This is a genomic window from Pseudomonas sp. FW215-R2, assembly GCF_058789255.1.
The window spans coordinates 404,420-427,552 of the sequence record NZ_JBYTBO010000003.1; the positions used below are offsets into that span (position 1 = coordinate 404,420).

Annotated in this window: 22 protein-coding genes; 10 read left to right on the forward strand and 12 right to left on the reverse strand. The window is 58.4% G+C overall.

Annotated elements, in window-relative coordinates; translation table 11 throughout:
* The 9 genes from AC3WRD_RS06765 to AC3WRD_RS06805 all read left to right on the forward strand — a co-directional run bounded on the left by AC3WRD_RS06765 (position 1) and on the right by AC3WRD_RS06805 (position 7,942).
* Positions 1–585 (forward strand): TerD family protein, encoded by a 585-nt coding sequence (locus AC3WRD_RS06765; RefSeq protein WP_102619547.1) that lies wholly within the window; start codon positions 1–3, stop codon positions 583–585.
* Complete coding sequence (locus tag AC3WRD_RS06770) at positions 585–1,763, forward strand: TerD family protein (protein ID WP_102619548.1); 1,179 nt, start codon at positions 585–587, stop codon at positions 1,761–1,763. Before AC3WRD_RS06765 ends, AC3WRD_RS06770 begins: the two co-directional genes overlap by 1 nt.
* A gap of 46 nt (positions 1,764–1,809) precedes the next feature.
* Entirely contained in the window at positions 1,810–2,259 is a 450-nt protein-coding gene (locus AC3WRD_RS06775; RefSeq protein WP_096819292.1) for a tellurite resistance TerB family protein, read from the forward strand.
* A 45-nt stretch (positions 2,260–2,304) separates the two neighbouring features.
* The gene (locus tag AC3WRD_RS06780) at positions 2,305–3,303 is read left to right on the forward strand and encodes a TerC/Alx family metal homeostasis membrane protein (RefSeq protein ID WP_096819328.1); all 999 of its coding nucleotides are present in this window, start codon (positions 2,305–2,307) and stop codon (positions 3,301–3,303) included.
* 31 nt (positions 3,304–3,334) lie between these two features.
* Complete coding sequence (locus AC3WRD_RS06785) at positions 3,335–3,910, forward strand: TerD family protein (RefSeq protein ID WP_096819294.1); 576 nt, start codon at positions 3,335–3,337, stop codon at positions 3,908–3,910.
* Between the two features lie 77 nt (positions 3,911–3,987).
* Positions 3,988–4,566, forward strand: coding sequence for a TerD family protein (locus AC3WRD_RS06790; RefSeq protein ID WP_096819296.1), 579 nt, complete (start codon positions 3,988–3,990; stop codon positions 4,564–4,566).
* Between the two features lie 198 nt (positions 4,567–4,764).
* Positions 4,765–5,670 carry an LppP/LprE family lipoprotein gene (locus AC3WRD_RS06795; RefSeq protein ID WP_102619549.1) on the forward strand — a complete coding sequence of 302 codons (906 nt, stop codon included), beginning with the start codon at positions 4,765–4,767 and terminating at the stop codon, positions 5,668–5,670.
* Positions 5,671–5,752: 82 nt separating this feature from the next.
* Positions 5,753–6,691, forward strand: a complete 939-nt coding sequence (locus tag AC3WRD_RS06800; RefSeq protein WP_102619550.1) for a lysozyme inhibitor LprI family protein — start codon at positions 5,753–5,755, stop codon at positions 6,689–6,691.
* Between the two features lie 57 nt (positions 6,692–6,748).
* A complete protein-coding gene (locus tag AC3WRD_RS06805; RefSeq protein ID WP_102619551.1) occupies positions 6,749–7,942 on the forward strand; it encodes a DUF4236 domain-containing protein in 1,194 nt (397 codons plus the stop codon).
* Positions 7,943–7,993: 51 nt separating this feature from the next.
* On the opposite strand, the gene AC3WRD_RS06810 is transcribed toward AC3WRD_RS06805, so the two are convergent.
* The 10 genes from AC3WRD_RS06810 to AC3WRD_RS06855 form a co-directional block, all read right to left on the reverse strand.
* A complete protein-coding gene (locus AC3WRD_RS06810; protein ID WP_102619552.1) occupies positions 7,994–9,250 on the reverse strand; it encodes a TerD family protein in 1,257 nt (418 codons plus the stop codon).
* A 76-nt stretch (positions 9,251–9,326) separates the two neighbouring features.
* Positions 9,327–10,571 carry a VWA domain-containing protein gene (locus tag AC3WRD_RS06815; RefSeq protein WP_102619553.1) on the reverse strand — a complete coding sequence of 415 codons (1,245 nt, stop codon included), beginning with the start codon at positions 10,569–10,571 and terminating at the stop codon, positions 9,327–9,329.
* Between the two features lie 74 nt (positions 10,572–10,645).
* On the reverse strand, positions 10,646–12,124 hold the full coding sequence (locus AC3WRD_RS06820; protein WP_102619554.1) for an APC family permease: 1,479 nt from the start codon (positions 12,122–12,124) through the stop codon (positions 10,646–10,648).
* Between the two features lie 145 nt (positions 12,125–12,269).
* Positions 12,270–13,694, reverse strand: coding sequence for a gamma-aminobutyraldehyde dehydrogenase (locus tag AC3WRD_RS06825; RefSeq protein ID WP_102619555.1), 1,425 nt, complete (start codon positions 13,692–13,694; stop codon positions 12,270–12,272).
* Positions 13,695–13,744: 50 nt separating this feature from the next.
* Positions 13,745–14,554, reverse strand: coding sequence for an ABC transporter permease (locus AC3WRD_RS06830; protein WP_007954663.1), 810 nt, complete (start codon positions 14,552–14,554; stop codon positions 13,745–13,747).
* Positions 14,544–15,479 (reverse strand): ABC transporter permease, encoded by a 936-nt coding sequence (locus tag AC3WRD_RS06835; protein ID WP_102619556.1) that lies wholly within the window; start codon positions 15,477–15,479, stop codon positions 14,544–14,546. The genes AC3WRD_RS06830 and AC3WRD_RS06835 overlap by 11 nt, the downstream gene beginning before the upstream one ends.
* 1 nt (position 15,480) lies before the next feature.
* Positions 15,481–16,518 (reverse strand): ABC transporter ATP-binding protein, encoded by a 1,038-nt coding sequence (locus tag AC3WRD_RS06840; protein WP_096819314.1) that lies wholly within the window; start codon positions 16,516–16,518, stop codon positions 15,481–15,483.
* Positions 16,519–16,731: 213 nt separating this feature from the next.
* Entirely contained in the window at positions 16,732–17,883 is a 1,152-nt protein-coding gene (gene ydcS / locus AC3WRD_RS06845; RefSeq protein WP_096819315.1) for a putative ABC transporter substrate-binding protein YdcS, read from the reverse strand.
* Between the two features lie 82 nt (positions 17,884–17,965).
* Positions 17,966–19,453, reverse strand: a complete 1,488-nt coding sequence (locus AC3WRD_RS06850; RefSeq protein WP_102619557.1) for a gamma-aminobutyraldehyde dehydrogenase — start codon at positions 19,451–19,453, stop codon at positions 17,966–17,968.
* Between the two features lie 99 nt (positions 19,454–19,552).
* Complete coding sequence (locus AC3WRD_RS06855; RefSeq protein ID WP_007954670.1) at positions 19,553–20,467, reverse strand: LysR family transcriptional regulator; 915 nt, start codon at positions 20,465–20,467, stop codon at positions 19,553–19,555.
* A 176-nt stretch (positions 20,468–20,643) separates the two neighbouring features.
* Here AC3WRD_RS06855 and AC3WRD_RS06860 point away from each other — a divergent pair, with 176 nt between their 5' ends.
* Complete coding sequence (locus AC3WRD_RS06860) at positions 20,644–21,366, forward strand: tellurite resistance TerB family protein (RefSeq protein WP_102619558.1); 723 nt, start codon at positions 20,644–20,646, stop codon at positions 21,364–21,366.
* A gap of 262 nt (positions 21,367–21,628) precedes the next feature.
* Here the strand turns inward: AC3WRD_RS06860 and AC3WRD_RS06865 are convergent, their stop codons facing one another.
* Both AC3WRD_RS06865 and AC3WRD_RS06870 read right to left on the reverse strand, forming a co-directional pair.
* Positions 21,629–22,345 carry a permease gene (locus AC3WRD_RS06865; protein WP_256580652.1) on the reverse strand — a complete coding sequence of 239 codons (717 nt, stop codon included), beginning with the start codon at positions 22,343–22,345 and terminating at the stop codon, positions 21,629–21,631.
* 62 nt (positions 22,346–22,407) lie between these two features.
* On the reverse strand, positions 22,408–23,118 hold the full coding sequence (locus AC3WRD_RS06870) for a hypothetical protein (RefSeq protein WP_146013075.1): 711 nt from the start codon (positions 23,116–23,118) through the stop codon (positions 22,408–22,410).
* Between the last annotated feature and the right edge of the window lie 15 nt (positions 23,119–23,133).

The following is a 23,133-nucleotide window of genomic DNA, read 5'->3' on the forward strand; positions in this document are numbered from 1 at the left end:
ATGGCACTTACCCTGAGCAAACAGCAAAGCATTTCTCTGGAAAAAACGGCCGGCAGCGCGTTGACCCGCATCAGCCTTGGCCTGGGTTGGGACCCGGTGAAAGCAGGTTTTCTCGGCAAGCTGATGGGCAGCGGCGGAGAGATCGATCTGGACGCTTCGTGCATCCTGCTCGACGAAAGTCTGCAAGTGATCGACCTGGTCTGGTTCCGTCAGTTGAAGTCGCAGGACGGTTCGATTCAGCACTCTGGCGACAACCGTACCGGTGAAGGCGATGGTGATGACGAAACTATCCACGTTGATCTGTCGCGTCTGCCGGCCGCCGTCAAGCATCTGATCTTCACCGTGAACAGCTTCACCGGGCAGAACTTCGACAAAGTCGAAAAAGCCTACTGCCGCATCGTCAATGCCAGCAACAAATCGGAACTGGCGCGTTTCAACCTGTCCGAGAAGGGCGGTCATACCGGCATCGTGATGGCGAGCCTGTCGCGCCAAGGTTCCGATTGGGAATTCAAGGCCATCGGCGAAACCACTCGTGGGCGAACCGCTGACGACCTGGTCAATCTGGCCGTGCAGGCGCTGAGCTGATGGCCGCTCTCGTACCTGGTGGTAATGCGCCGGTTGCCTGCGGCCAGCTTCGCGTGGATATCAACTACACGCCAATTCCGGGCGTCGACATTGATGTGTCGGCTTTCGTCCTGAACGCTTCGGGTAAAGTCCGTGGCGATGGCGACATGTGCTTCTATGGCCAGAGCAGTGTGCTCGGCGGCGTGTTGCAGATGACCGAGGCGACAGCCGGGCGCGCGGTATTCACTGTCGATTTGAGTCGTCTTGAAACGGCGGTCGAGAAAGTCGCGCTGTCGGCGACGATCCATGAGAACAAGGCCAGTTTCGAGCGCGTCTCGCACTTGTCCGTGGCAGTCTCGGGCGGCATCGAGGCTCAGTTGCCAACTGCCGGGATGAAGGAAACCGCGTTGATCCTTGGCGAGTTTTATCGTCGCCAGGGTGAGTGGAAATTCCGCTGTGTCGCGCAAGGTTTCAACGGCGGTCTGGAACCTCTGGCCAAGCATTTTGGTGTTGAAATCGCGGCTCCGTCCGCTGCACCGACGCCTGCGCCCGTTCCGCCTGCACCAGCCCCGGCACCGGTGCCTGCGCCCGCGAAATCGACGATCAGTCTGAGCAAGATCACGCTCGACAAGACTCGCTCGTCGATCAGCCTGGAGAAAACCGCCAGCGGTTTTGGCGAAATCAAGGTCAACCTGAACTGGAACAAGGGCAGCGGCGGTGGCTTCTTCAGCCGCAACAAATCCGTCGACCTTGACGTTGGCTGCCTGTACGAACTGCAGGACGGCGAAAAGGGCGTGGTGCAGGCCTTGGGCAACTGCTTCGGCAGCCTGAGTGGCGCGCCGTACATCCAGCTCAAGGGCGATGACCGCACCGGCTCGGTTGCCGGTGGCGAGTGGATGCACATCAACGGCGCGAAGTGGGGCGAGATCAAACGCATTCTGATCTTCGCCTTCATCTACGAAGGCGCGCCGAACTGGAAAGAGACTGACGGCATCGTGACCATCTACATCCCCGGCCAGCCAGACATCGAGGTCCGCCTCAATGAAGAAGGTGGCCGCGAAGGCATGTGTGCGATTGCCATGCTCGAGAACGTTGACGGGGCGGTGAAGGTTTCGCGCCGCGTCGACTTCCATCGTGGTCATTCGGCAGTCGACAAGGCTTATGGCTGGGGCATGAGCTGGCGCGCCGGCTCGAAATAATACGGATGGCGGGGCCTTCCGGTCCCGCCCCTTAAGGAGATTTGACATGCTCGCATGGCTTAAAGAAAACGCGACGGCGGCTCGCGACAAACTGACAACTGAAGTCGGTAAATTCAAGAACCAGAAGTTCATGGAAGCGATGACGGCCAGCTGCGCCATCGTCTCCGCAGCGGATGGCGATATCTCTTCGGCGGAAAAGCAGAAGATGATCGGCTTCATCAATATCTCGCCTGAATTGAAAGTGTTCAACACGGCAGACGTGATCAAGTCCTTCTCGGCGCATTGCGAGAAGTTCGAGTTCGACTTCCAGATCGGTCAGGCGGAAGCACTGAAAGTCATCGGCAAGATCAAGAGCGACCCGGGTGCTGCTCGCCTGTTGGTACGCGTTGCCTGTTCCATCGGCGCATCGGACGGCACGTTCGATGAAAAGGAAAAAGCGGCGTGCCGTTTGATCTGCGCCGAGCTGGGTCTGAACCCGGCTGATTTTGATCTTTAAGGAGCGGTACCTGTGGAAACGCAAATCGGATTTCCCCCGCTGACCATGGCGGTGTTTGTAGGGCTGGCGCTTGGCGCCCTGCTGCTGGACATGGTCACGCACCGTGGAGGCAAGCCTATTTCGCTGATGAAGGCCTCGATCTGGTCGATATTCTGGATCGCGATTTCGCTGGCGTTCGCAGGTTTCCTGTACGTGCAGCACGGCCCTGAAGTGGCCAGCCTGTTCGTCACCGGTTATGCGCTGGAAAAAGTCCTGAGTGTCGACAACCTGTTTGTCTTCATGGCGATCTTTGCCTGGTTCAAGGTGCCGGATGGCCTGCGTCACCGCGTTCTGTACTGGGGCATCATCGGTGCCATCGTGTTCCGTGGCGTGTTCGTCGCGATCGGCACCGGCCTGCTGGCTTTCGGGCCGTGGGTGGAAATTGTCTTCGCGGTGATCGTTGCGTGGACGGCCGTGATGATGTTGCGCGCCGGCGGGGACGATGACGAGGAAGAAGACTACTCCAAGCACATGGCGTATCGCTTCGCGCAGAAGCTGTTCCCGGTGTGGCCAAAACTGTACGGCCACAATTTCTTCGTGACCCGCAAGGTGCTCGAAGGTGAGCTGCAGAAACCGGAAAACCAGGGCATGACCCTGGCCGCCAAAGGCACGCTGTTCGCCACGCCGCTGTTCCTGTGCCTGGTGGTCGCGGAAGTGTCCGATATCCTCTTCGCGTTCGACTCGGTGCCGGCAGTGATCGCTGTCAGCCGTGAACCGCTGATCGTCTACTCGGCGATGCTGTTCGCGATTCTTGGCCTGCGAACCATGTACTTCGTGCTCGAAGCGCTGAAACGCTACCTGGTCCATCTGGAAAAATCGGTGATTGCACTGTTGTTCTTCATCGCAGTGAAACTTGGCCTGAACGCCACCGACCACATGTTCCACCACGGCTACACCATTGACGCGAATACCAGCTTGTTGATTGTCATGGTGGTCCTGGCAATCGGCGTAGTGGCGAGCCTGATCTTGCCGGGTCAGGAAGAAACCCAAACCGAAAACAATTGAGTAGCAGCATCAACCACAAGGAGATGTACCGATGGCTTTGACACTTCAAAAAGGTGGCAACCTGTCCCTTACCAAAACCGACCCGAGCCTGACCAGGATTCTGGTTGGCCTGGGCTGGGACCCGCGCGCTACCGACGGCGCGGAATTTGACCTGGACGCCAGCGCGTTTCTGGTAGGCGCCAGCGGCAAGGTTCGCAGCGACGCAGATTTCATTTTCTACAACCAGTTGAAGAGTGCGGACGGTTCGGTTGAGCACACGGGTGACAACCGTACAGGCGCTGGCGACGGCGACGACGAAGTGCTGAAAGTTGACCTGAGCCGTGTTCCGGCCGACGTCGAAAAAGTCGTGTTTGTCGTAACCATCCATGACGCCGAAGCCCGCAAACAAAGCTTTGGCCAGGTCGGTGGATCGTTCATTCGTGTGGTCAACGAAGTATCCAGCGCCGAAGTCGTTCGCTATGACCTGGCTGAAGACGCTTCCACCGAAACCGCGATGATTTTCGCTGAGCTGTATCGCAACGGTGGCGAGTGGAAATTCCGCGCTGTTGGCCAGGGTTACGCTGGCGGCCTGAAGGCTGTTGCCAACTCTTTCGGTCTGAACTTCTAAGGTTCGGCATCTTGCCAATCGATTTGCAAGGCCCTGAATTCAGGGCCTGACTCACCACAACCAAGAGGAATTTGAACATGGCGGTATCACTGAGCAAGGGTGGCAATGTCAGCCTGTCCAAAGAGGCTCCAGGCCTGTCTGAAGTTATCGTTGGCCTGGGCTGGGACCCACGCGTCACCGACGGCACCGAATTCGACCTCGACGCTTCGATATTCATCGTTGGCGAATCCGGCAAAGTGCTCGACGACAACAGCTTCATTTTCTACAACAACAAAAAGTCTGCTGATGGCTCGGTCGAGCACATGGGCGACAACAAGTCGGGTGCAGGCGATGGCGATGACGAACAAGTCACCGTCAAACTGACCGGCCTGGCGCAAACAGTGAAGAAGCTGGTATTCGCTGTAACCATCCACGATTCGGACGCGCGCAAGCAGAGCTTCGGCCAAGTGCAAAACGCCTACATCCGCGTCGTCAACAAGGCTGACGGTAAAGAGCTGGCACGCTTCGACCTGAGCGAAGACGCCTCGACCGAAACCGCGATGATCTTCGGCGAGCTGTATCGCAACGGCGAAGAGTTCAAGTTCAAGGCCATCGGCCAGGGCTTCGCTGGCGGCCTGGCGCCGTTGGCTAAAGAGCACGGCGTGAACATCGGCTAACCCGAAAGGGTTGCGAGAGCCCCCGGCGTTTGCCGGGGGCTTTTTCTTGTCTGCAGAATTTCCACGGACCGGCAATTCGCTGGTTATTGAACTTATGTACAACCATTTCGCCAAGCGCGACTGCGTCGGATCAAACGGGCAGTTCAGCAGGATGCAGCACGGATAAGGATTTTTTCAATGGGAATGCTTCGCGGGGTCATGGCGGTTGGCGTATTGGCAGCCTTGTCAGGCTGTGGCGCTTACGACGACTTCAAAGCCAATAATGCTGTTCAGGAATACCGGCAGAATTGCTTCGGCAACTACACCAACGAATGCGAAAGCAAATTGGTCGACACCAACATCATCATGCTCGAACTGGCTCGCAGAAACGTGGCGCGCGAGAAGGATACGTTGATCAAAGCCGTTGGCCAGGATGGCTATGAACGCTTTGCCAAAGCGGCCAACGAAGTGATCGACGACCTGGTCGATCGCCAGGAAAAGAAACGTCCGGGAATCTTCGCTCGCTGGGTACTGGGCGACGCTCAGCCGTTCGGCGATACGCGAAACCAGCTATTTCTCGAATCGGACATGCTGGCACTCAAGGCTGCCGTACTGAAGAAGATCAGCGATTCCAATCCGGTCGCGCAACGCCAGGCAATCACCGAACAACCTGTCGCTGCAGCTCCTGTAGAGACTCCGCCGGCAGCACCTGATGTTGCTGCTGTCACCGCGTTGCTCGAAGCTGCGATTGACCGTGAAATCGCCAGCGAAATCGCACAGGACGGCGGTGAAGAGTACAAGGACGCCCGACAAATCATTTTGACCGATCTGAACGGTGACGGAACCAACGACGCGGTGGTGCTTTACACCCTTGAAGGGCAGGGGGGTGGCAATGGCTACTTCCAGTCGCTGGCGACGTTTTACGCGACACCTCAGGGCTGGATTCACCGCGCAAAACTGGTCGTGGGATCAGGTGTGCAAAGCGTTGAAGTCATCGCGCCGCAAACCCTCGCAGTGAAAATGCTCAGCGTCGGTCCGGACGATGCCAACTGCTGCCCAAGTGTCGAAAGCACGCAAAAATTCACATGGAACGGCACTACCTTCCTGCAATCACCTGGTACTTGAGGCGAGCGCATTCTCCCCCCGACTCAGGCGTCGTTCACAGACCCTTGGTCGGGCAGTACAAACAACAAGAAAGGACTCGATCATGTCTCGCTCAAGCATAAGCACCGGTATTGCTCTGGTGCTCGCATTTATTTCATTGCACGCCCATGCCACCAGTTTCGACTGCGCCAAAGCGGTGAGCTTCGCGGAAAAATCCATTTGTGCCGATACTGCACTGAGTCTTCTCGATGAACAGCTGAACTCGCAATACGTGCGTGCGCTGGATTCTGCGGCTAACCGTAATCAGGTTCGTATCGAGCAACGTGAATGGCTGCGCTTGCGCGATAACTGCGTAACCGAAAGTTGCCTGAGCACATCAATGTCGCAGCGACTCAATCAACTCTCCGGCGCGATACCGCAGTCCGCCAGACCGGCACCCACCAGCGATATCAAACGTGCTGAACCGCGTGTACCTGCTCCGACTGCTCAAGTACCAGCGGTGGCAAGTCCTGTCCCGGCAAACAGTAACGCGCAGGATAATCATCAGGCTGTTCTGTATCTGAAGATCGCCCTGTTCTGCATGGCGGTGTTGTTGCTGATCTGCATCTGGCTACACCGACGAGGCTCGATGACGATCTATCAGGACTACACCGATGCGCTTTTCACCAGCATCACGCCGATTCTGGGTATCGGGTCTTATTTTGTATTTAGCGTCTGGCTGGAGATTCCGAAGAATTACGCGCTGATCGCCGCTTGCGTGCTGGCAGGCCTGATGTCGCTGCAAGTGATCATTCAAACCTACCGCAGCAATGGCGTGTCACTGTTTTTCCTGCTCTCGCTGTTTGCCAAAATCGCCTTGCTGACCTTTTATTTCCTGATGATGGCGTTGCTGCTGTGTGGCGGCGCACGTACCCGGCAAGACGCACGTCGTCGCCGGGGATGGGCGGTATTTGCAACGACGGCGTTCGTTTTCCTTTCTGGCTGGATGTGTCGTAACCGGCAGTTCTCTTCGATCGACGACTACATCGCCGGCCGAACCTGAACTGCAGAGCGCTGGCCGGGATAGATGCCCCGGCCTTTCAGGATCAAGGAGCTGTTCATGGGGTTTCGTTTCTCCAAACGCATCACGATCATTCCCGGCGTTCGCCTCAACATCAGCGGTTCGGGTGTCAGCACCTCGATTGGCCCGCGCGGCCTGAGCATCACCATGGCGCGCAATGGCACTTTCTTGAATGCCGGTTTACCCGGTACCGGCTTGTCCTGTCGCGAGCGTATTGATCGGCCGTCGCGTGCCGCTGATCCCCAGGCTACTGGCAACGCCGGCGATTACGCTGGCCAGTTGAAGGTCAAGGTCAGCGACCAGGGTTTGCTGCTGATTACCGACATGGATGACAACGAGTTGTCCCCCGCAATCATCAAGCGTGTGAAGTCGGAGCGTGCGGACTCAATTCAGGTGTTACTGGAGAAAGCCGCGGAAAAAATCAATCGCGATCTTGAAGACTGCCTCGGTGTGCACCTGAGCACGCCGCGCCCTGGGTCGATGCCGCTGATCCCCGCGCCGTTTGCCATCGAGGCGCCGCAGCAACCAGCGCAGAAAGCCCCAGGCCTGATGGACCGAATGTTGCTGCGCAGTGGCAAGATGGCGCGTGATGCGGACGCAGCGCAGCGGCAATATGTTGAGGATCTGAATCGTTGGCAGGCGACTCGGGATGCCCACGAATTTGAGCGCGGCGAGATTGAAAAAACCTTTCGGCTCGCCGCGCGCGGCTTTAGTGCCCAGATGGAGAAGGCATTGAATTACGTGTTGAGCGGAATTGCCTGGCCGAAGGAAACTCAGGTCACTTACGCGTTCTCGCAGGACGTCACCGGCGTCGCACTTGATGTGGATCTACCGGATGAGGGGGACGTGCCACGGCGCGTTGCGGAGGCGCGGGGCAATGGCAAGCTGACATTCAAGAACCGCACAGATGCACAGGTGCGGCGTGACTTTGTTGCGCTGTGCCATGGCTCGCTGTTTCGGGTAATTGGCGAAGTGTTTGCTTTGCTACCGGGGATCGACAAGGTATTGGCGTCTGGCTACATCCAGCGTAATAACGCCGCGAACGGTGTGAGCGAAGAACATTATGTGATCTCCGCATTGGTAACACGATCGCAGTGGGATTCACTGGACTTCGATCAGTTGGAAGCAATTGACCCGGCGGCCACGCTCAACGCGTACGGCGCACGGGTCAAGCTTGATCGTTCAGCTCGTTTTACGCCGGTGCTGCCAATGGAGCTCTCGGTGCTGGACTGAGTGTGATGCCCGCGGAGCAAAGTTGCAGCGCGGGCAGTCAGAGTGGCTGGCTCAAACGTAGCGTTTCGAACCGCTGTTTTGCAGTGGCTCGCCCTTGAACACTTCGGGGCCATCCATTGTGAGCTTGAGCTTTTCGCCGGTGCGGGTCAGCCACGGCGTGGCTTCGCTGCAAGACTCGGAGGTGGCGCCGGACGGGCTGAGCACGATGTGCTCTTGGTCGATTTCGATCAGACCGATCACATAGGTGTAGATCATGTCGCTGTAGTCCTCATCCTCGTCATCATCATGATCTTCGGGGAATTCGAAAGCGCACTCGACGACCTGGTTGCCGTATTCCATGCGCATTTTCGGTTTCAGCGAGGCCACCGACACCGCACCATTGTCGACCGCTGAGTACACGCTGCACACCAGCGCCACTTTACCGCCCATGAGCTGCGAGATCGCCGGGTTGATGTCGACGGTCTCCACCGCCGGTTCGCCGGCGCTCGCGCTCATCACATCGCCGGTGTGGAACACGTAAGGATCGAGATCGAACTCGCCACGTTTGTCCGGTGCCTGGATGATCGACATCCGCCCATCAGGGCGCAGGATGCCGATGCGCAGATCGAGGTCGTCGTTGTCGCAGTCGTCACCGTTATCCACCCAAGTGGCACTGACGCGAATGACTTTTGGTGCGGACGGGCCTTTTTCCAGCGAAACCTTGTGGCTGCTGCCGACCTTGTCGAGGGTAATCAGCGACTTTTGCATGCTGACGGCTTTGGCCGGTGGCGGAGGGGGCGCTTCTTCTTCGACTTCAACACCATACAAACCACACAGACCCGCCAAACCCGAAGCGAAACCCTGCCATACCGAACGCGCCTTGAACTGGCCATTGCGCACGTACAAATCGAGGACGATGATCCCGGTTTCTTTGGCGAAAGGCTCGGGAGCCAATTCCAGCACTTGAGCACCGGCAATCACCGTGGCTCGCAGGTCCTTGACCGCTTCAAACCCACCGGCACTGCCGTCTTGCGTCAGGGTGATGGCCACTTTCGTGATGTTGGCCGGCAGGCGCGCCAGATCGAAACTGATGCTGTGACTGATCACACTTCCCTGAACGACCGGCGCTGCAAACGTAGCTGCGCCGGACGGATGTTCAGGAACGTTGAAGAACACCATGCCGCTGTCATCCAGCACCTTGCCGGTGTCGCCAAGCAGAAACGCGGTCAGATTGACGTCCAGATTGGCGCCTGCCGCGTGCGTAACCACGACCCGCCCTTGGGCGAGGCTGAGATTGGTGTTTTCACCGGGCTTGAGTGACTGATTCAATTGAGATCCCTATTCCTTGGATAACGTGCAGTACACCGCGTTTGCGATGTGCCTGAGGTGTTGAGCGTTTCGTCGATCAGCGAATGATGTTTTTGGCTTTGGCTTCCTTGAGCCAGGAGGGGAATTCAGCCATCAACTTGTCGTACAGCTGTTCTTCGCTGATGTCGTGCAAGTCATCCAGTGCGAAGAAGCCGCAGTTGTCGACCACACGTCCACTCAGGGTGTCGAGCTTTTCCAGGATGCCGTAGTTGGAGCCGCCGATGCCGACGAACTGCCAGAAAATCCCCTGCTTGGCAGCGTCTACCATCAGTTTGGTAATTTCGCGGTTTTTCGACACGCCGCCGTCACTGATGAAAATCACGAACATCGGCGTCTGCTCATCGGACTGCTGAAACGATGCCAATACTTTTTCGATGACTCGCGGTTCATCGTTGAAGCGACCGCCGACATTCCATTTCTTCCAGCCTTGGCTGTCGGTGTCGATGAAACGCTCATAGTTGCTGAGCGTGACGGGGGAGAGTTGCAGTGGTTTCTCGGCGAATGCCCAGCATTCCAGTTCGCCGTCTTCATCGAACGATACGGCCAGCGGGATGACCCGGTTGAGCACTTCCTGCACCCGGCCACGGGAATACTGGCCGTTCATCGAGCCGGTTGCGTCGAGCACCAACACCACGCGGGCTTTGGTTTCAGTGAGGTTGGCTTTCTCCAGGCTGACTTGCGCTTTCTTGGCCAGGCTGACCAATTGCGGGGCAGCATCGCCGACGCGTTTCTCCAGAGAGACCTTCGCTGATATCGGCGCCGGTGGTGCTTCTTCAGCAATTTCACCACCAAAATGTCGAACCAGCGCATCCAGACCTTCGGCATAACCTTGCAGGTTGGCCGCGATGCGCCACTCACCGTCCTTGCGATACAGATCGGCGACCATGATCGCCTTCTCGCCAGTGAAATCGGCCCCCGAGAACGGGCAAGTTGCAAGCGTCTCGCCGACCGGGCTGAGCACTTCGAAGCTGCTGGCGCGAATGTCCTTCATCGCGCCAGCGCCGTCGATTGAGGCTGTGAACACCAGACGCTCGATCGATGCCGGGAGCGAATCGAGGTTGATGGCGAAGCGGCCGCCATCGGTGATCCTGATGCTGGCGCAGGGCGTACTCGGTTGATTGAAAAAGACCATGTAGCGGTCATCCGAAAGCTTGCCTTGCGCATCGACGCCGAAGCAGACGAAGTCGATCACTTGCGCGGCGTCGATCCTGATCGAGAGCGTCAGTGCGCGTCCTTGAAGAATCTTTGATAACGGCAACCGTTGCCCTTGGCTGATCTGCATGTGTGACTTCCTTGAAATTTTGAATTCGGTGCCTTTCGACGCGACGGGTAATCTCGCCGAAAAGCACTGCGAAATCAAATTGACCAGGCGTCTCCCGCCGGCGCTTTGCCGTGGTCATACGGCTTGCCAATCCACATGTAAATCAACCCCAGACCAATCACGATCGCCGTGCTCAGCACCATCGCGTAATTGATGTACCACGCCGCATCCGGCGTGCGTGGCCAGGCCATGTTGATGATTGCGCCGACGCCGTACACCAGCGCGCCGATGTTCACCGGCCAGCCCCAGGCGCCGAGGGTGAATTTGCCGCTCGGTTTCCAGCCTTTGCTGCGGGCGTACAGGGCGGCGAGGACGATCATCTGGAACGCGAGGTAGATGCCGATGGCGGCGAAGCTGACGATGGTGGCTACGGCGTCTTGCAGGAAGAATCCGAGGGCGATGATCAGGCCGGGCAGGACGCCGGACACGAACAGCGCAGCAACCGGCACCTGGGTCGTAGGAGAAATCTTTTTCAGCAGTCGGCTACCGATGACCATTTCATCGCGAGCGTAGGAGTACAGCAGACGACTCGCCGCCGCTTGCAGGCTGATGACGCAGGAGATGAAGGAAATCATCACCACGCCCATCACCACTTTCGAACCGATCGGGCCGAAGGCGTTGTTGAGGATGGTGGTGACCGGGTCCTTGTCGGTGCCGTTGATCACCGCTTGCATGTCCGGTACGGCGAGGATCAGCGCCAGGCAAGCGAACATCGCCGCGATGCCGCCGATGTAGATGGTCATGCGCATGGCCACCGGGATTTTCTTGCTCGGGTTCGGGGTTTCTTCGGCCACGTCGCCGCAGGCCTCGAAGCCGTAGTAGAGGAACATCCCCGCCAGCGACGCGGTGAGAAACGCCGGAAGATAGGAGCCGTCGACACTGATGTCGAAAGTGTTGAACAGCACGCTGATCGGTTGGTGGCGCTCGAAAATCAGCAGGTACACGCCGACGATCACCGCACCGACCAGTTCGCAGAGGAAGCCGAACATGGCGATCCGCGCCAGCACCTTGGTGCCGCTGAGGTTCACCAGCGTGGCGAACAACGTCAGCACCAGGGCAATGACGATGTTGGTGTTGTTGCTCGGCTCAAAACCCAGCATGGCGGCGAGGTACGGGCCGGCGCCGACCGCAACGGCGGCGATGGTCACGCACAGGGCGATGGAGTAGATCCAGCCGACCATCCACGCCCATTTCTTGCCCACCAGACGCCGAGCCCAAGGATAGACGCCGCCGGAAATCGGGAACTGCGACACCACTTCGCCGAAGATCAGGCACACCAGCAATTGACCGCAGCCGACCAGCAAGTAAGCCCAGAACATCGGCGGCCCGCCAGCGGCCAGGCACAGGCCGAACAGGGTATAAACCCCTACGACCGGTGACAGATAAGTGAAGCCCAGCGCGAAGTTTTCCCACAGGCTCATGCTGCGGTTGAAGTTGGAGGCGTAGCCCAGTTGGCGCAGTTGTTCGGCATCGCTGTCGGCAACGGCGGCTGAGAGATCGGGTGATGCACTCATGTGTGTTTGCTCCGTGAAATCGGCAGATTTCGGATGGCCGAAACCGTGGCGGGGCTTGGTGAGCGCCGCCCGGATCGGTAGTTATTGTTTTGAATGCCTGGTGATGCGGATGACCGGTTTCTGCCTTGAAGCCGGGGGAATGCTTTTAGTGTTTGAACATCACATGCCGAACCGTGGTGTAGTCCTCCAGCCCGTACATGGACATGTCCTTGCCGTAGCCGGACAGTTTCTGACCGCCATGAGGCATTTCGCTGACAAGCATGAAGTGCGTATTCACCCAGGTGCAGCCGTACTGCAAACGGGCGGACAGGCGATGGGCGCGCCCTACATCAGCCGTCCACACCGAGGACGCGAGGCCGTAGTCCGAATCGTTGGCCCATTCCAGCGCCTGGGCTTCATCGGTGAATTTGGTCACCGACACCACCGGCCCGAACACTTCGCGACGGACGATTTCGTCGTCCTGCTGGGCGTCGGCCAGCACGGTCGGTTCGAAGAAGAAACCGTTGCCTTCGACAGCCTTGCCGCCGGTGATCAAGCGAATGTGCGGTTGCGCCACGGCGCGTTCGACAAACCCGGCCACGCGGTCGCGATGCTGGGCGGTGATCAGCGGCCCGAGTTCGGTCGACGGATCATCCTGCAAGCCGTACTTGATGCTGCTGACCGCTGCGCCGAGCTTCTCGACGAACTTGTCGTAGATGCCTTGCTGGGCGTAGATCCGGCACGCGGCGGTGCAATCCTGGCCGGCGTTGTAGAAGCCGAACGTGCGAATACCTTCGACCGCAGCATCAATGTCGGCATCGTCGAAGATGATCACCGGGGCCTTACCGCCCAGTTCCATGTGCATGCGTTTGACGCTGTCGGCGGTGCTGGAAATGATGTTCGAGCCGGTGGCGATGGAGCCGGTCAGCGACACCATGCGCACTTTCGGATGGGTCACCAGCGGACTGCCCACGCTCGGCCCACGACCAAACACCAGATTGAGCACACCGGCCGGGAAAATATCCGACGCCAGTTCGGCCAGACGCAACGCGGTCAGCGGGGTTTGTTCCGACGGCTTGAGCACCACGGTATTACCGGCGGCGAGGGCCGGGGCGATTTTCCAGGCGACCATCATCAACGGGTAGTTCCACGGCGCGATGGAGGCGATCACGCCCACCGGGTCGCGGCGGATCATCGAGGTGTGGCCGGGCAGGTATTCGCCGCCGGCCGAACCGCTCATGCAACGGCTGGCGCCGGCGAAGAAACGGAACACGTCGGCTATCGCCGGGATCTCGTCGTTCAGCGCAGCGCTGTAGGGTTTGCCGCAGTTGTCCGATTCCAGTTTCGCCAGTTCTTCGCCGTGGGCTTCGATGGTGTCGGCGAGTTTGAGCAGCAACAGCGAACGGTCTTTCGGCGTGGTCTGCGACCATTCGGCGAAGGCACTGTCGGCGGCGCGCACGGCGGCATCGACCTGGGCTTCGCTGGCCTCGTTGATTTCCACCAGCACTTCGCCACGCGCCGGGTTGAGCACCGGTTGCGCCGGGCCTTCGCCGTTGACCAGTTGGCCGTTGATCAAGAGTTTGGTTTGCATGTTGTTGTCCTCTTTCTACTGCAAATTCAGGGTGGGGAAGTTCAGGGAAATCATTTACCGCCGCTGCCGGCCACGCTCTCGCCACCCCGGGTCAGGTAGTAGGCGCCGAGGATCGGCAGCATGGTCACCAGCATCACCAGCATCGCCACGACGTTGGTCACCGGCACGTCCCGTGGGCGGCTCAGTTGATTGAGCAACCACAGCGGCAAGGTGCGCTCGTGCCCGGCGGTAAAGGTGGTGACGATGATTTCGTCGAACGACAGCGCAAACGCGAGCATGCCGCCGGCGAGCAACGCCGAGCCGAGGTTCGGCAGGATGATGTAGCGGAAGGTCTGCCAGCCGTCGGCACCGAGATCCATCGACGCCTCGATCAGGCTGTGGGAGGTGCGGCGCAAACGGGCGATGACGTTGTTGTAGACGATCACCACACAGAAGGTCGCGTGGCCGACGATGATGGTGAACATCCCCGGCTCGATCCCCAGTGTCTTGAAGGTCGCCAGCAGCGCAATCCCGGTGATGATCCCCGGCAACGCAATCGGCAGGATCAGCATCAGCGAAATGCCCTGTTTGCCAAAGAAGTCCCGGCGGTACAACGCCGCCGAAGCGAGGGTGCCAAGCACCATCGCGATCAGCGTGGCAATGGCTGCGATCTGCAACGACAGCTTGATCGCTTCCAGCACGTCCGGCCGCGAAAACGCCACGCTGAACCAGTGCAGCGTGAAGCCTTTGGGTGGAAAGCTGAACGCCGCGTCTTCGGTGTTGAAGGCGTAGAGGAAGATGATGAGGATCGGGAAGTGCAAGAACACTAACCCACCCCAGGCTGCAATGCGCAAGCCTATTGAAGCCTTTTCAGAGTGCATCGAAGGCCCCCAGTCGTTTGACGATGGACAGGTAAATGGCGATCAGCACGATCGGCACCAGCGTGAACGCCGCAGCCATCGGCATGTTACCGATCGCGCCTTGCTGGGCGTAAACCATGCTGCCGACGAAGTAGCCCGGCGGGCCCACCAGTTGCGGCACGATGAAGTCGCCCAAGGTCAGCGAAAACGTGAAGATCGAACCGGCGGCAATGCCCGGCACCGACAGCGGCAGAATCACCTGCATGAAGGTCTGACGCGGTTTGGCCCCGAGGTCGGCGGAGGCTTGCAGCAACGACGGCGGCAGGCGTTCCAGTGAGGCCTGGATCGGCAGGATCATGAACGGCAGCCAGATGTAGACGAACACCATGAAGCGCCCCAGATGCGAGGTCGACAAGGTGCTGCCACCGACCCCGGGAATCCCCAGAATGAATTGCAGAACCGGTTCCAGCCCCAGGTGCTGAACGAACCACTGCGCGACGCCGCCCTTGGCCAGCAGCAGCGTCCAGGCGTAGGCCTTGACGATGTAACTGGCCCACATCGGCATCATCACCGCGATGTAGAAAAACGCCTTGGTCTTGCCGGTGGTGTAGCGCGCCATGTAGTAGGCAATCGGAAACGCGACGATGGCGCTGGCGATCGACACCACGACCGCCATGCTCAGGGTGCGCAGGATGATGTCGAAGTTCGACGGTTGAAACAGCGCGGCAAAGTTGGCCAGAGTCAGGTCGGGTGTGACCGCCATGGTGAAGTCGTCGAAGGTGTAGAAACCTTGCCACAGCAGCACCAGCAGCGACCCCAGATAGATCGCGCCGAACCACAGCAGCGGCGGCACCAGCAGCATCGACAGATAGAGGTTCGGCTTGCGATAGAGCAGGTTGGAAAACCTGCGCAACGGCGCCGATTGAGGGAGGACGAGGGCGGTCATGTCACACCCCGCTCGCAACGGTGTCGTGCAGTGGAATCATCGCTTCCCGCGCCCAGCGTGCGCTGATGCGCTGACCGGTCTGGTGTTGCGCGCTGCTGTCGATCCACTGATTGTTGGCGTGGCTGATGCTCAGGGTCTGGCCGTTTTCCAGGGTCAGTTCATAGCGCGTGGCGCTGCCCTGATACTGGATGTCATGGAGCAGGCCGCTGACTTCGATTTCATGACTGGCCAGCGGGCCTTCGGCGAAACGCACGTGTTCAGGGCGGATCGAAAACGGCTGCGGATGACCGCTGAGCTGGCGCGCCAGATCGCCGCGAATCACGTTCGAGGTACCGACGAATTCGGCGACGAACGTCGTGGTGGGTTTCATGTACAGATTGCGCGGGGTGTCGACCTGCTCGATGCGACCCTTGTTGAACACGGCCACACGGTCGGACATCGACAGTGCTTCAGTCTGGTCGTGAGTGACGAAGATGAAGGTGATGCCGAGCTGGCGTTGCAGCTTCTTCAGTTCGCTCTGCATCTGTTCGCGCAGCTTCAGGTCGAGGGCGCCCAACGGTTCGTCGAGCAACAGCACGCGCGGGCGATTGACCAGCGCGCGGGCGAGGGCGACACGCTGGCGCTGGCCGCCGGACAACTGCACCGGTTTGCGGGCGCCGTAGCCGCCGAGGGCGACCATGTCCAACGCTTCTTCGGCGCGCTTGTGGCGCTCGTTCTTGTTCACGCCTTTGACTTTCAAACCGTAGGCCACGTTGTCCAGCACGTTCATGTGTGGGAACAGCGCGTAATCCTGAAACACCGTGTTGACGTCGCGTTGATAGGGCGGCAGACCGGCGGCTTCGGCGCCGTGAATGCGGATCGAGCCAGCGCTCGGTTGCTCGAACCCGGCGATCAGGCGCAGGCACGTGGTCTTGCCCGAACCGGAGGGGCCGAGCATGGAAAAGAACTCGCCGTCCTGGATGTCGATGGAAACCCGGTCAACGGCTTTCACTTCGCCGAACTGCCGGGAAACGTTGGTGAACTGGACTGCAAGCGTCATGGTGCGGTGCTCCAAAAAGGCGAAGGCCGTCGCAGCGGCCCTGCCTGGACTTCTGAAAAACAGTGTTCGAATTGATCGTTCCCACGCTCTGCGTGGGAATGCAGCCCGTGACGCTCTGCGTCAGCTCATGCGAATGGACGCGGAGCGTCCGGTGATGCATTCCCACGCAGACGGATCGACGCCTCGACGTGGGAACGATCGGTGTGTGGGCGATTACCTACCGCCCATAATCGCAATGTAGTCCTGCGTCCACCGGCTATACGGCACAAACTTCCCACCCTCAGCCTGCGGCGTTTTCCAGAAAGCGATCTTGTCGAACTGATCAAACCCGTTGGTCTTGCAACCCTCGGCCCCGAGCAACTCACTGCCTTGACACGCAGCCGGAACCGCCGGCAACGAACCGAACCATGCCGCCACATCACCCTGGACTTTCGGCTGCAGCGACCAGTCCATCCACTTGTAGGCGCAGTTCGGGTGCTTGGCCTCGGCGTGCAGCATGGTGGTGTCGGCCCAACCGGTGGCGCCTTCTTTCGGCACGGTCGAAGCGATCGGTTGCTTGTCGTTGATCAGGCCGTTGACCTGATACGGCCAGGCGCTGGACGCGACCACGCCTTCGTTCTTGAAATCGCTCATCTGCACGGTGGTGTCGTGCCAGTAGCGGTGGATCAGCTTCTGCTGGGCGCGCAACAGTTCCAGCACGGCTTTGTACTGATCTTCGGTGAGCTGGTACGGATCCTTGATCCCCAGCTCAGGCTTGGTGGATTTCAGGTAGAGCGCCGCGTCGGCGATGTAGATCGGGCCGTCGTAGGCTTGCACACGGCCCTTGTTCGACTTGCCGTCAGGCAGATTCTGTTCGGCGAACACCACGTTCCAGCTGGTCGGCGCGGTCTTGAACACGTTGGTGTTGTACATCAGCACGTTCGGGCCCCACTGGTACGGGGTGCCGTAGGTTTCCTTGTTGACCACATACCACGGCGCGTCTTTCAGGCGCGGGTCGAGGGTTTTCCAGTTCGGGATCAACGCAGTGTTGATCGGTTGCACACGCTTGCCGACGATCAACCGCAGCGATGCATCGCCCGACGCGGTTACCAGGTCGTAACCGCCCTTGGCCATCAGGCTGACCATTTCGTCGGAGGTGGCGGCGGTTTTCACATTGACCTTGCAGCCGGTTTCCTTCTCGAAACCGGTCACCCAGTCGTAGGCTTTGTCGCTCTCACCGCGTTCGATGTAGCCGGGCCAGGCGACGATATCCAGCTGGCCTTCGCCGGCGCCGACGGCTTTCAGCGGTTCGGCGGCCTGCAGACTGGCGCTGGCCAGCAGGGCCGTGGTGATTGCACTGAGCAGTGCGGTCTTGTGCACGAACATGGTGAACCCTCTTCTTTAAATTATGGTCGGGGCAGTTGTGAACGCGGTGAAGCATGCCGTGGTCGGCTTGTTATTAGCGTAGTCAGAGATGCTGGCCGTGGCGTGCCATGATGTGCCGCACCACGCTGTAGTCCTGTAGCGAATCGCTGGATAAGTCTTTGCCGTAGCCGGAGCGTTTCAGGCCGCCGTGGGGCATTTCGCTGACCAGCATGAAATGACTGTTGATCCAGGTGCAGCCGTATTGCAGGCGTGCGGCGACCTGCATCGCTTTGTCCAGGTTCTGCGTCCACACCGACGAGGCGAGGCCGTATTCCGAGTCGTTGGCCCAGTCCACCGCTTGCGCCAGTTCGTCGAAGCGGGTCACGGTCACCACCGGGCCGAACACTTCGCGCTGGACGATTTCATCGCTCTGTTTGCAACCCGCCAGCAGGGTTGGCTGATAGAAGAACCCGGCGCCGGAATGCACTGCCGCACCGGTCACTCGTTCGATGTGCGGCTGACCGAGGGCGCGCTCGACGAAACTGGCCACACGGTCGCGCTGGCGAGTGCTGATCAGCGGGCCGATCTCGTTGTCGGCGTCGCGTTTGCCGGCGAAGCGCAGGCTGCTGACCGCCGCGCCGAGTTCGGCGACCAATTTGTCGTGAATTCCTGCCTGGGCGTAGATCCGGCAAGCCGCCGTGCAATCCTGCCCGGCGTTGTAATAGCCATAAGTGCGCACGCCTTCGACCACGGCTTTGAGATCGGCGTCATTGCAGACGATCACCGGGGCCTTGCCGCCGAGTTCAAGGTGCGTGCGCTTGAGGGTTTTGGCGGCGGCCTGGAGAATTTTCTGGCCGGTGACGATATCGCCAGTCAGCGACACCATGCGTACTTTCGGGTGGCCGACCAAGTGGCTGCCGACGCCTTCGCCGCCACCGCAGACGATATTGATCACCCCGCGCGGCAGGATTTCGGCCAGCGCCGGGGCCAGCGCCAGAATCGACAACGGCGTGTGTTCGGACGGCTTGAACACCAGCGTATTGCCGGCGGCGAGGGCCGGGGCGATCTTCCACGCGGCCATCATGATCGGGTAGTTCCACGGTGCAATTGAGGCGACGACGCCAATCGGGTCGCGGCGCACCATGCTGGTGTAGCCCGGCACGTATTCGCCGCTGAGCTGGCCGGTCTGGCAGCGCACGGCACCCGCGAAAAAGCGAAACACATCGACCGTTGCGGTCAAATCGTCCTGACGCGCCAGATGCAGCGGTTTGCCGCAGTTCAGGGCTTCGAGGCGGGCGAGGTGATCGGCGTGTTTTTCGACGGCGCTGGCGATTTCCAGCAGCAAGTTGGAGCGTTGTTGCGGAGTCGTGCGTGACCACTCGGCAAAGGCGCGGTGGGCGGCGAGGATGGCGGCTTCGACTTGCTCGGTGCTGGCTTCGGCGATCTGTGTCAGGACTTCACCGGTGGCCGGGTTGAGGATCGGTTCGACAAATCCTTGCCCGGCGACCAGTTCGCCGTCGATCAGCAACGAGGTGTGCATGTGGGTCTGCGCGCCAGCCATTTTCCGTGATCTCTTTTCTTGTATGGCCATGTTGCTCCCTGTTCCGGGAGCCGACCGTCTTATAGATGCAGCAAGACTAGTGCGCGGCTCCGGGGTCGACAAATTCTAAATACTGAAGGTGGCATTCGATTAAATAGATGGCTTGCGTCCGCCGTGGGGCTGTTCGCGGGCCACAGTCAGGAACGGGTCGACCAGCGCAGGGCGTGCGGTGCCACGGCGCCAGGCCAGACCGACGTCGAGGGTCTGGTTGAGGTCGGCAATCGGTCGGGCTTCGATGATGTCCCCTTCCAGCGACCATGGGCGGTAAGTCATGTCGGGCTGGATCGACACGCCCAAGCCGGCCGCGACCAGACTTCGCACCGCCTCTGTGGACGCGGTTCTGAGGGTGATCTTCGGTTGCAGTCCGGCACCGCGCCAAAGGCGTTGGGCATTGCGATCCATCTCGTCGACGTTCAGTTGAATCAACGGCTCCCGGGCGACGTCGGCGAGGTTGATGCTGTCGTGTTCCAGCAGCGGATGCTGGGCCGGCAGCCACAAACGGTGCGGTGAATGGGTCAGCACTTCAGTCTGCAAGGCGTGGCGGTCTTCGAGGTTGGAGAGGATCAACACCCCGACATCGATCTCGCCGCTGACCAGCAGATGCTCGATGTATGGCCGCTCGTCCTCCATCACCCGGATCTCGACGTTGGGGTACGCACGCTGGAAACGAGTGAGCAAATCCGCCAGGTAATAACCGGCCACCAGACTGGTCACGCCGACGATCAACTGCCCGGCGACTTGATCGGTGCTTTGTTGCAGGCTGCGTTTGGCGTTGTCCACGGTTGCCAGAATCAAGTGCGCCTGGCGTAGAAACTGGTGCCCCTGATGGGTGAGCGTCATGCCCTTGGCGTGGCGGTTGAACAGGCTGACGCCGATTTCTTCCTCCAATTGCTGGATGGCCAGGGTCAGGGTCGATTGGGAAATGAACGCGGTCTGTGCGGCGGCGGAGATCGAGCCGGTCTCGGCCACGGCGATGAAATGGCGGATCTGACGCAAGGTCATCATGGAAGGTTTACCCGGTGGGCGGTTTTTATAGATTGCCTCGAGTGTATATCTATTTTCGCGAAGGGCTGCGGTGGGCCAGGCAACATCTGGAAGCACACTCGCACCCAGGTGACGGGCACTTTCGAACTAGGCTGAGGGCCTGATTGATCCGGATAACCCCTGTTTGGAGACGGAACATGAACACCCGTGGATTGCTCGATCAACTCCTCAAGTCCGGCCAGGATCTGCTGCAGAACAAGGCGGGCGGGGCACAGAACAAACCGGCGGCCGGTGGGCTCGGCGGTTTGTTGGGCGGGGCCACCGGTGCCAACGGCCTCGGCAGCCTGCTCTCCGGCGCCGGCGGAGGTGCCCTGGCGGCCGGCGCCATGGGCCTGCTGCTGGGCAGTAAAAAGGCCCGCAAGGTTGGCGGTAAAGTCGCCATTTACGGCGGCCTCGCCGCACTGGGCGTGATCGCCTACAAAGCCTACGGCAACTGGAACGCCCAGAAAGGCACCGCCCCGCAGAGCGAACCGCAAACCCTGGATCGCCTGCCACCGGCGCAAGTCGAACAACACAGCCAGGCCATCCTCAAGGCTCTGGTCGCCGCCGCCAAAGCCGACGGCCACATCGACGACCGCGAACGCCAGCTGATTGAAGGTGAATTCACCAGGCTCGACAACGACCAGGAACTCAAACACTGGCTTCACGCCGAACTCAACAAACCCCTCGACCCCACCGACGTCGCCCGCGTGGCGAGCACACCGGAGATGGCCGCCGAAATGTACGTGGCGAGTGTGATGATGGTGGATGAGGAGAACTTCATGGAGAAGAGCTATCTGGATGAGCTGGCGAAGCAGTTGAAGCTGGAGCCGGGGTTGAAGGTGGAATTAGAGAAGCAGGTACGGCAGGCTACTTTCTAGGTTGTTGAATTCGACGAGGCGGTTAGGCAGGTTCCAGAACGTCATGACCGCAGCCATAAATGGTCCACCCGGCGTCATTTACCATGAGAGCACCTGGGGAATGCCACCACTGAAATCCAGGTAAGTATAAGTGGGCAGCGGTAACGGTGCTCTCGGATCAAGGAAAAGGTGACAGATCCATTTGTAAGAAAATGGATCTGTCACCTTTCTATCTTTTATATATTTAGATAAGTAGTCAGTGTGATTATAAGTTTTTCAATAATTACCATTGCCAATTCTTTTCTGTGTATATGGCGCTGCTTGGTAGTACTGCTTTCAAAGTGCTCAAGTAACGATCGAAAGTAGCCGTTTCTTGGAAGCGTGCTTCGAATCCCACTGATTGGTTGGTTCTATGGGTGATTATCATGAGCCTGGACCGATCTATAGTTACAAAATTATATTCCGCCCAAGGGGAGCTGCGCGAGTTGGTTATTTTGTTTTTCCAGCCGAGAAGGGATCTTGCCGCTCCAAGAGCCATAGCTGCCGGGCCGATCAAAAAGGCCAAGGACCCTGTATAAATCGCAACGCCTGAGAAAAATAATATTATAAAAATAGCGAGGCTTTTGAAAATGGTTCCGGAAGATTCTGGGTGGTGCCGATAATGTTCGACTTTTCCATGGTTCTCTGTGATGGAGTAATTGAATACTGTTTTTTGGCGTAATATAAATATGAAGTAGATGGTCAGTGCGTACGAAAATATATACGCCGACAAAAGTCCAAGCATATATTGTGGCAGGTTGTTCCAAGTGATGGTCGTTACAAAAATATTCATTAGCGTCGCGCCAGCAAAGAGCCAGAGCTGTGCTTTCATGATTTCCTTAGGTGGAGATTTTATTGTTTTTGTCGACCATTCCATAAGGACGTGTTCATGTGCACTTGGTTCTTTTTCAAAGGCTCTGCATGAGGTCTGGTTGAATGAGTTGTCACTGGGTTTTGTCATGTTCGTATTATTCCGCTACGGCCAGGATCATCGCGCAGGTTTCGATGTTTCGGTTTGGTAGTTCACCATATCCAATCTTTTTCCGCAAAAACTGCATCTTTCGGAAGTGGTTTTTTAAGTGTTGATAAGTATTCTGCAAATAAGCTTTCGGGAAGCCTGGCCTCGAGGCCGATCATGATGTCGGTGTATTGAGCTACGATTAAACGTCTTTTTTTGTCGATGGTGACGAACTTGTATTCTTTCCATTCGGATGATTCTTCTATTTTTGGAGTGTTATTCCAGGTAAGAAGAAATTTAGCTGCTATCAAGGCCATCCCTGCAGGGCCTGCGAGTATTAAAGCCGATGAAGGGCTATAGATAATGGTTGCGATAATAATTATGAAAAATAGCGCCGATATGGCCTTGAATACGGTATGAGCAGACTTTTGAAAGTTTACTGAAGATTTCTCGGTTCCCACTGTTTCGGTAATAGTATAGGTATATGTCTTTTTTTGATGAACGACAAGAATCCAAAGGTAGGTGGCTACCAAAGTCGAGATTATACCAGCATGAAGATTCAGGAAAATGGAGCCATTTTCTTCTGATAAGTTGAGGGTATAAGACTCGTGGATACCATTTATTATCGCCGCTACACCGATGGCTATAATAATTGCCATGCCGATGTCCATGTTGGTTGTATTCCGGGGTTTGGCTTTTATCGTCCATTTCATCAGGATTTTTTCCTGATTTTTTAATGGTTTTTCTGAAGGGGTCGTGTCGTTTTTTAATTCCATTGTTTGTGGTTTTCT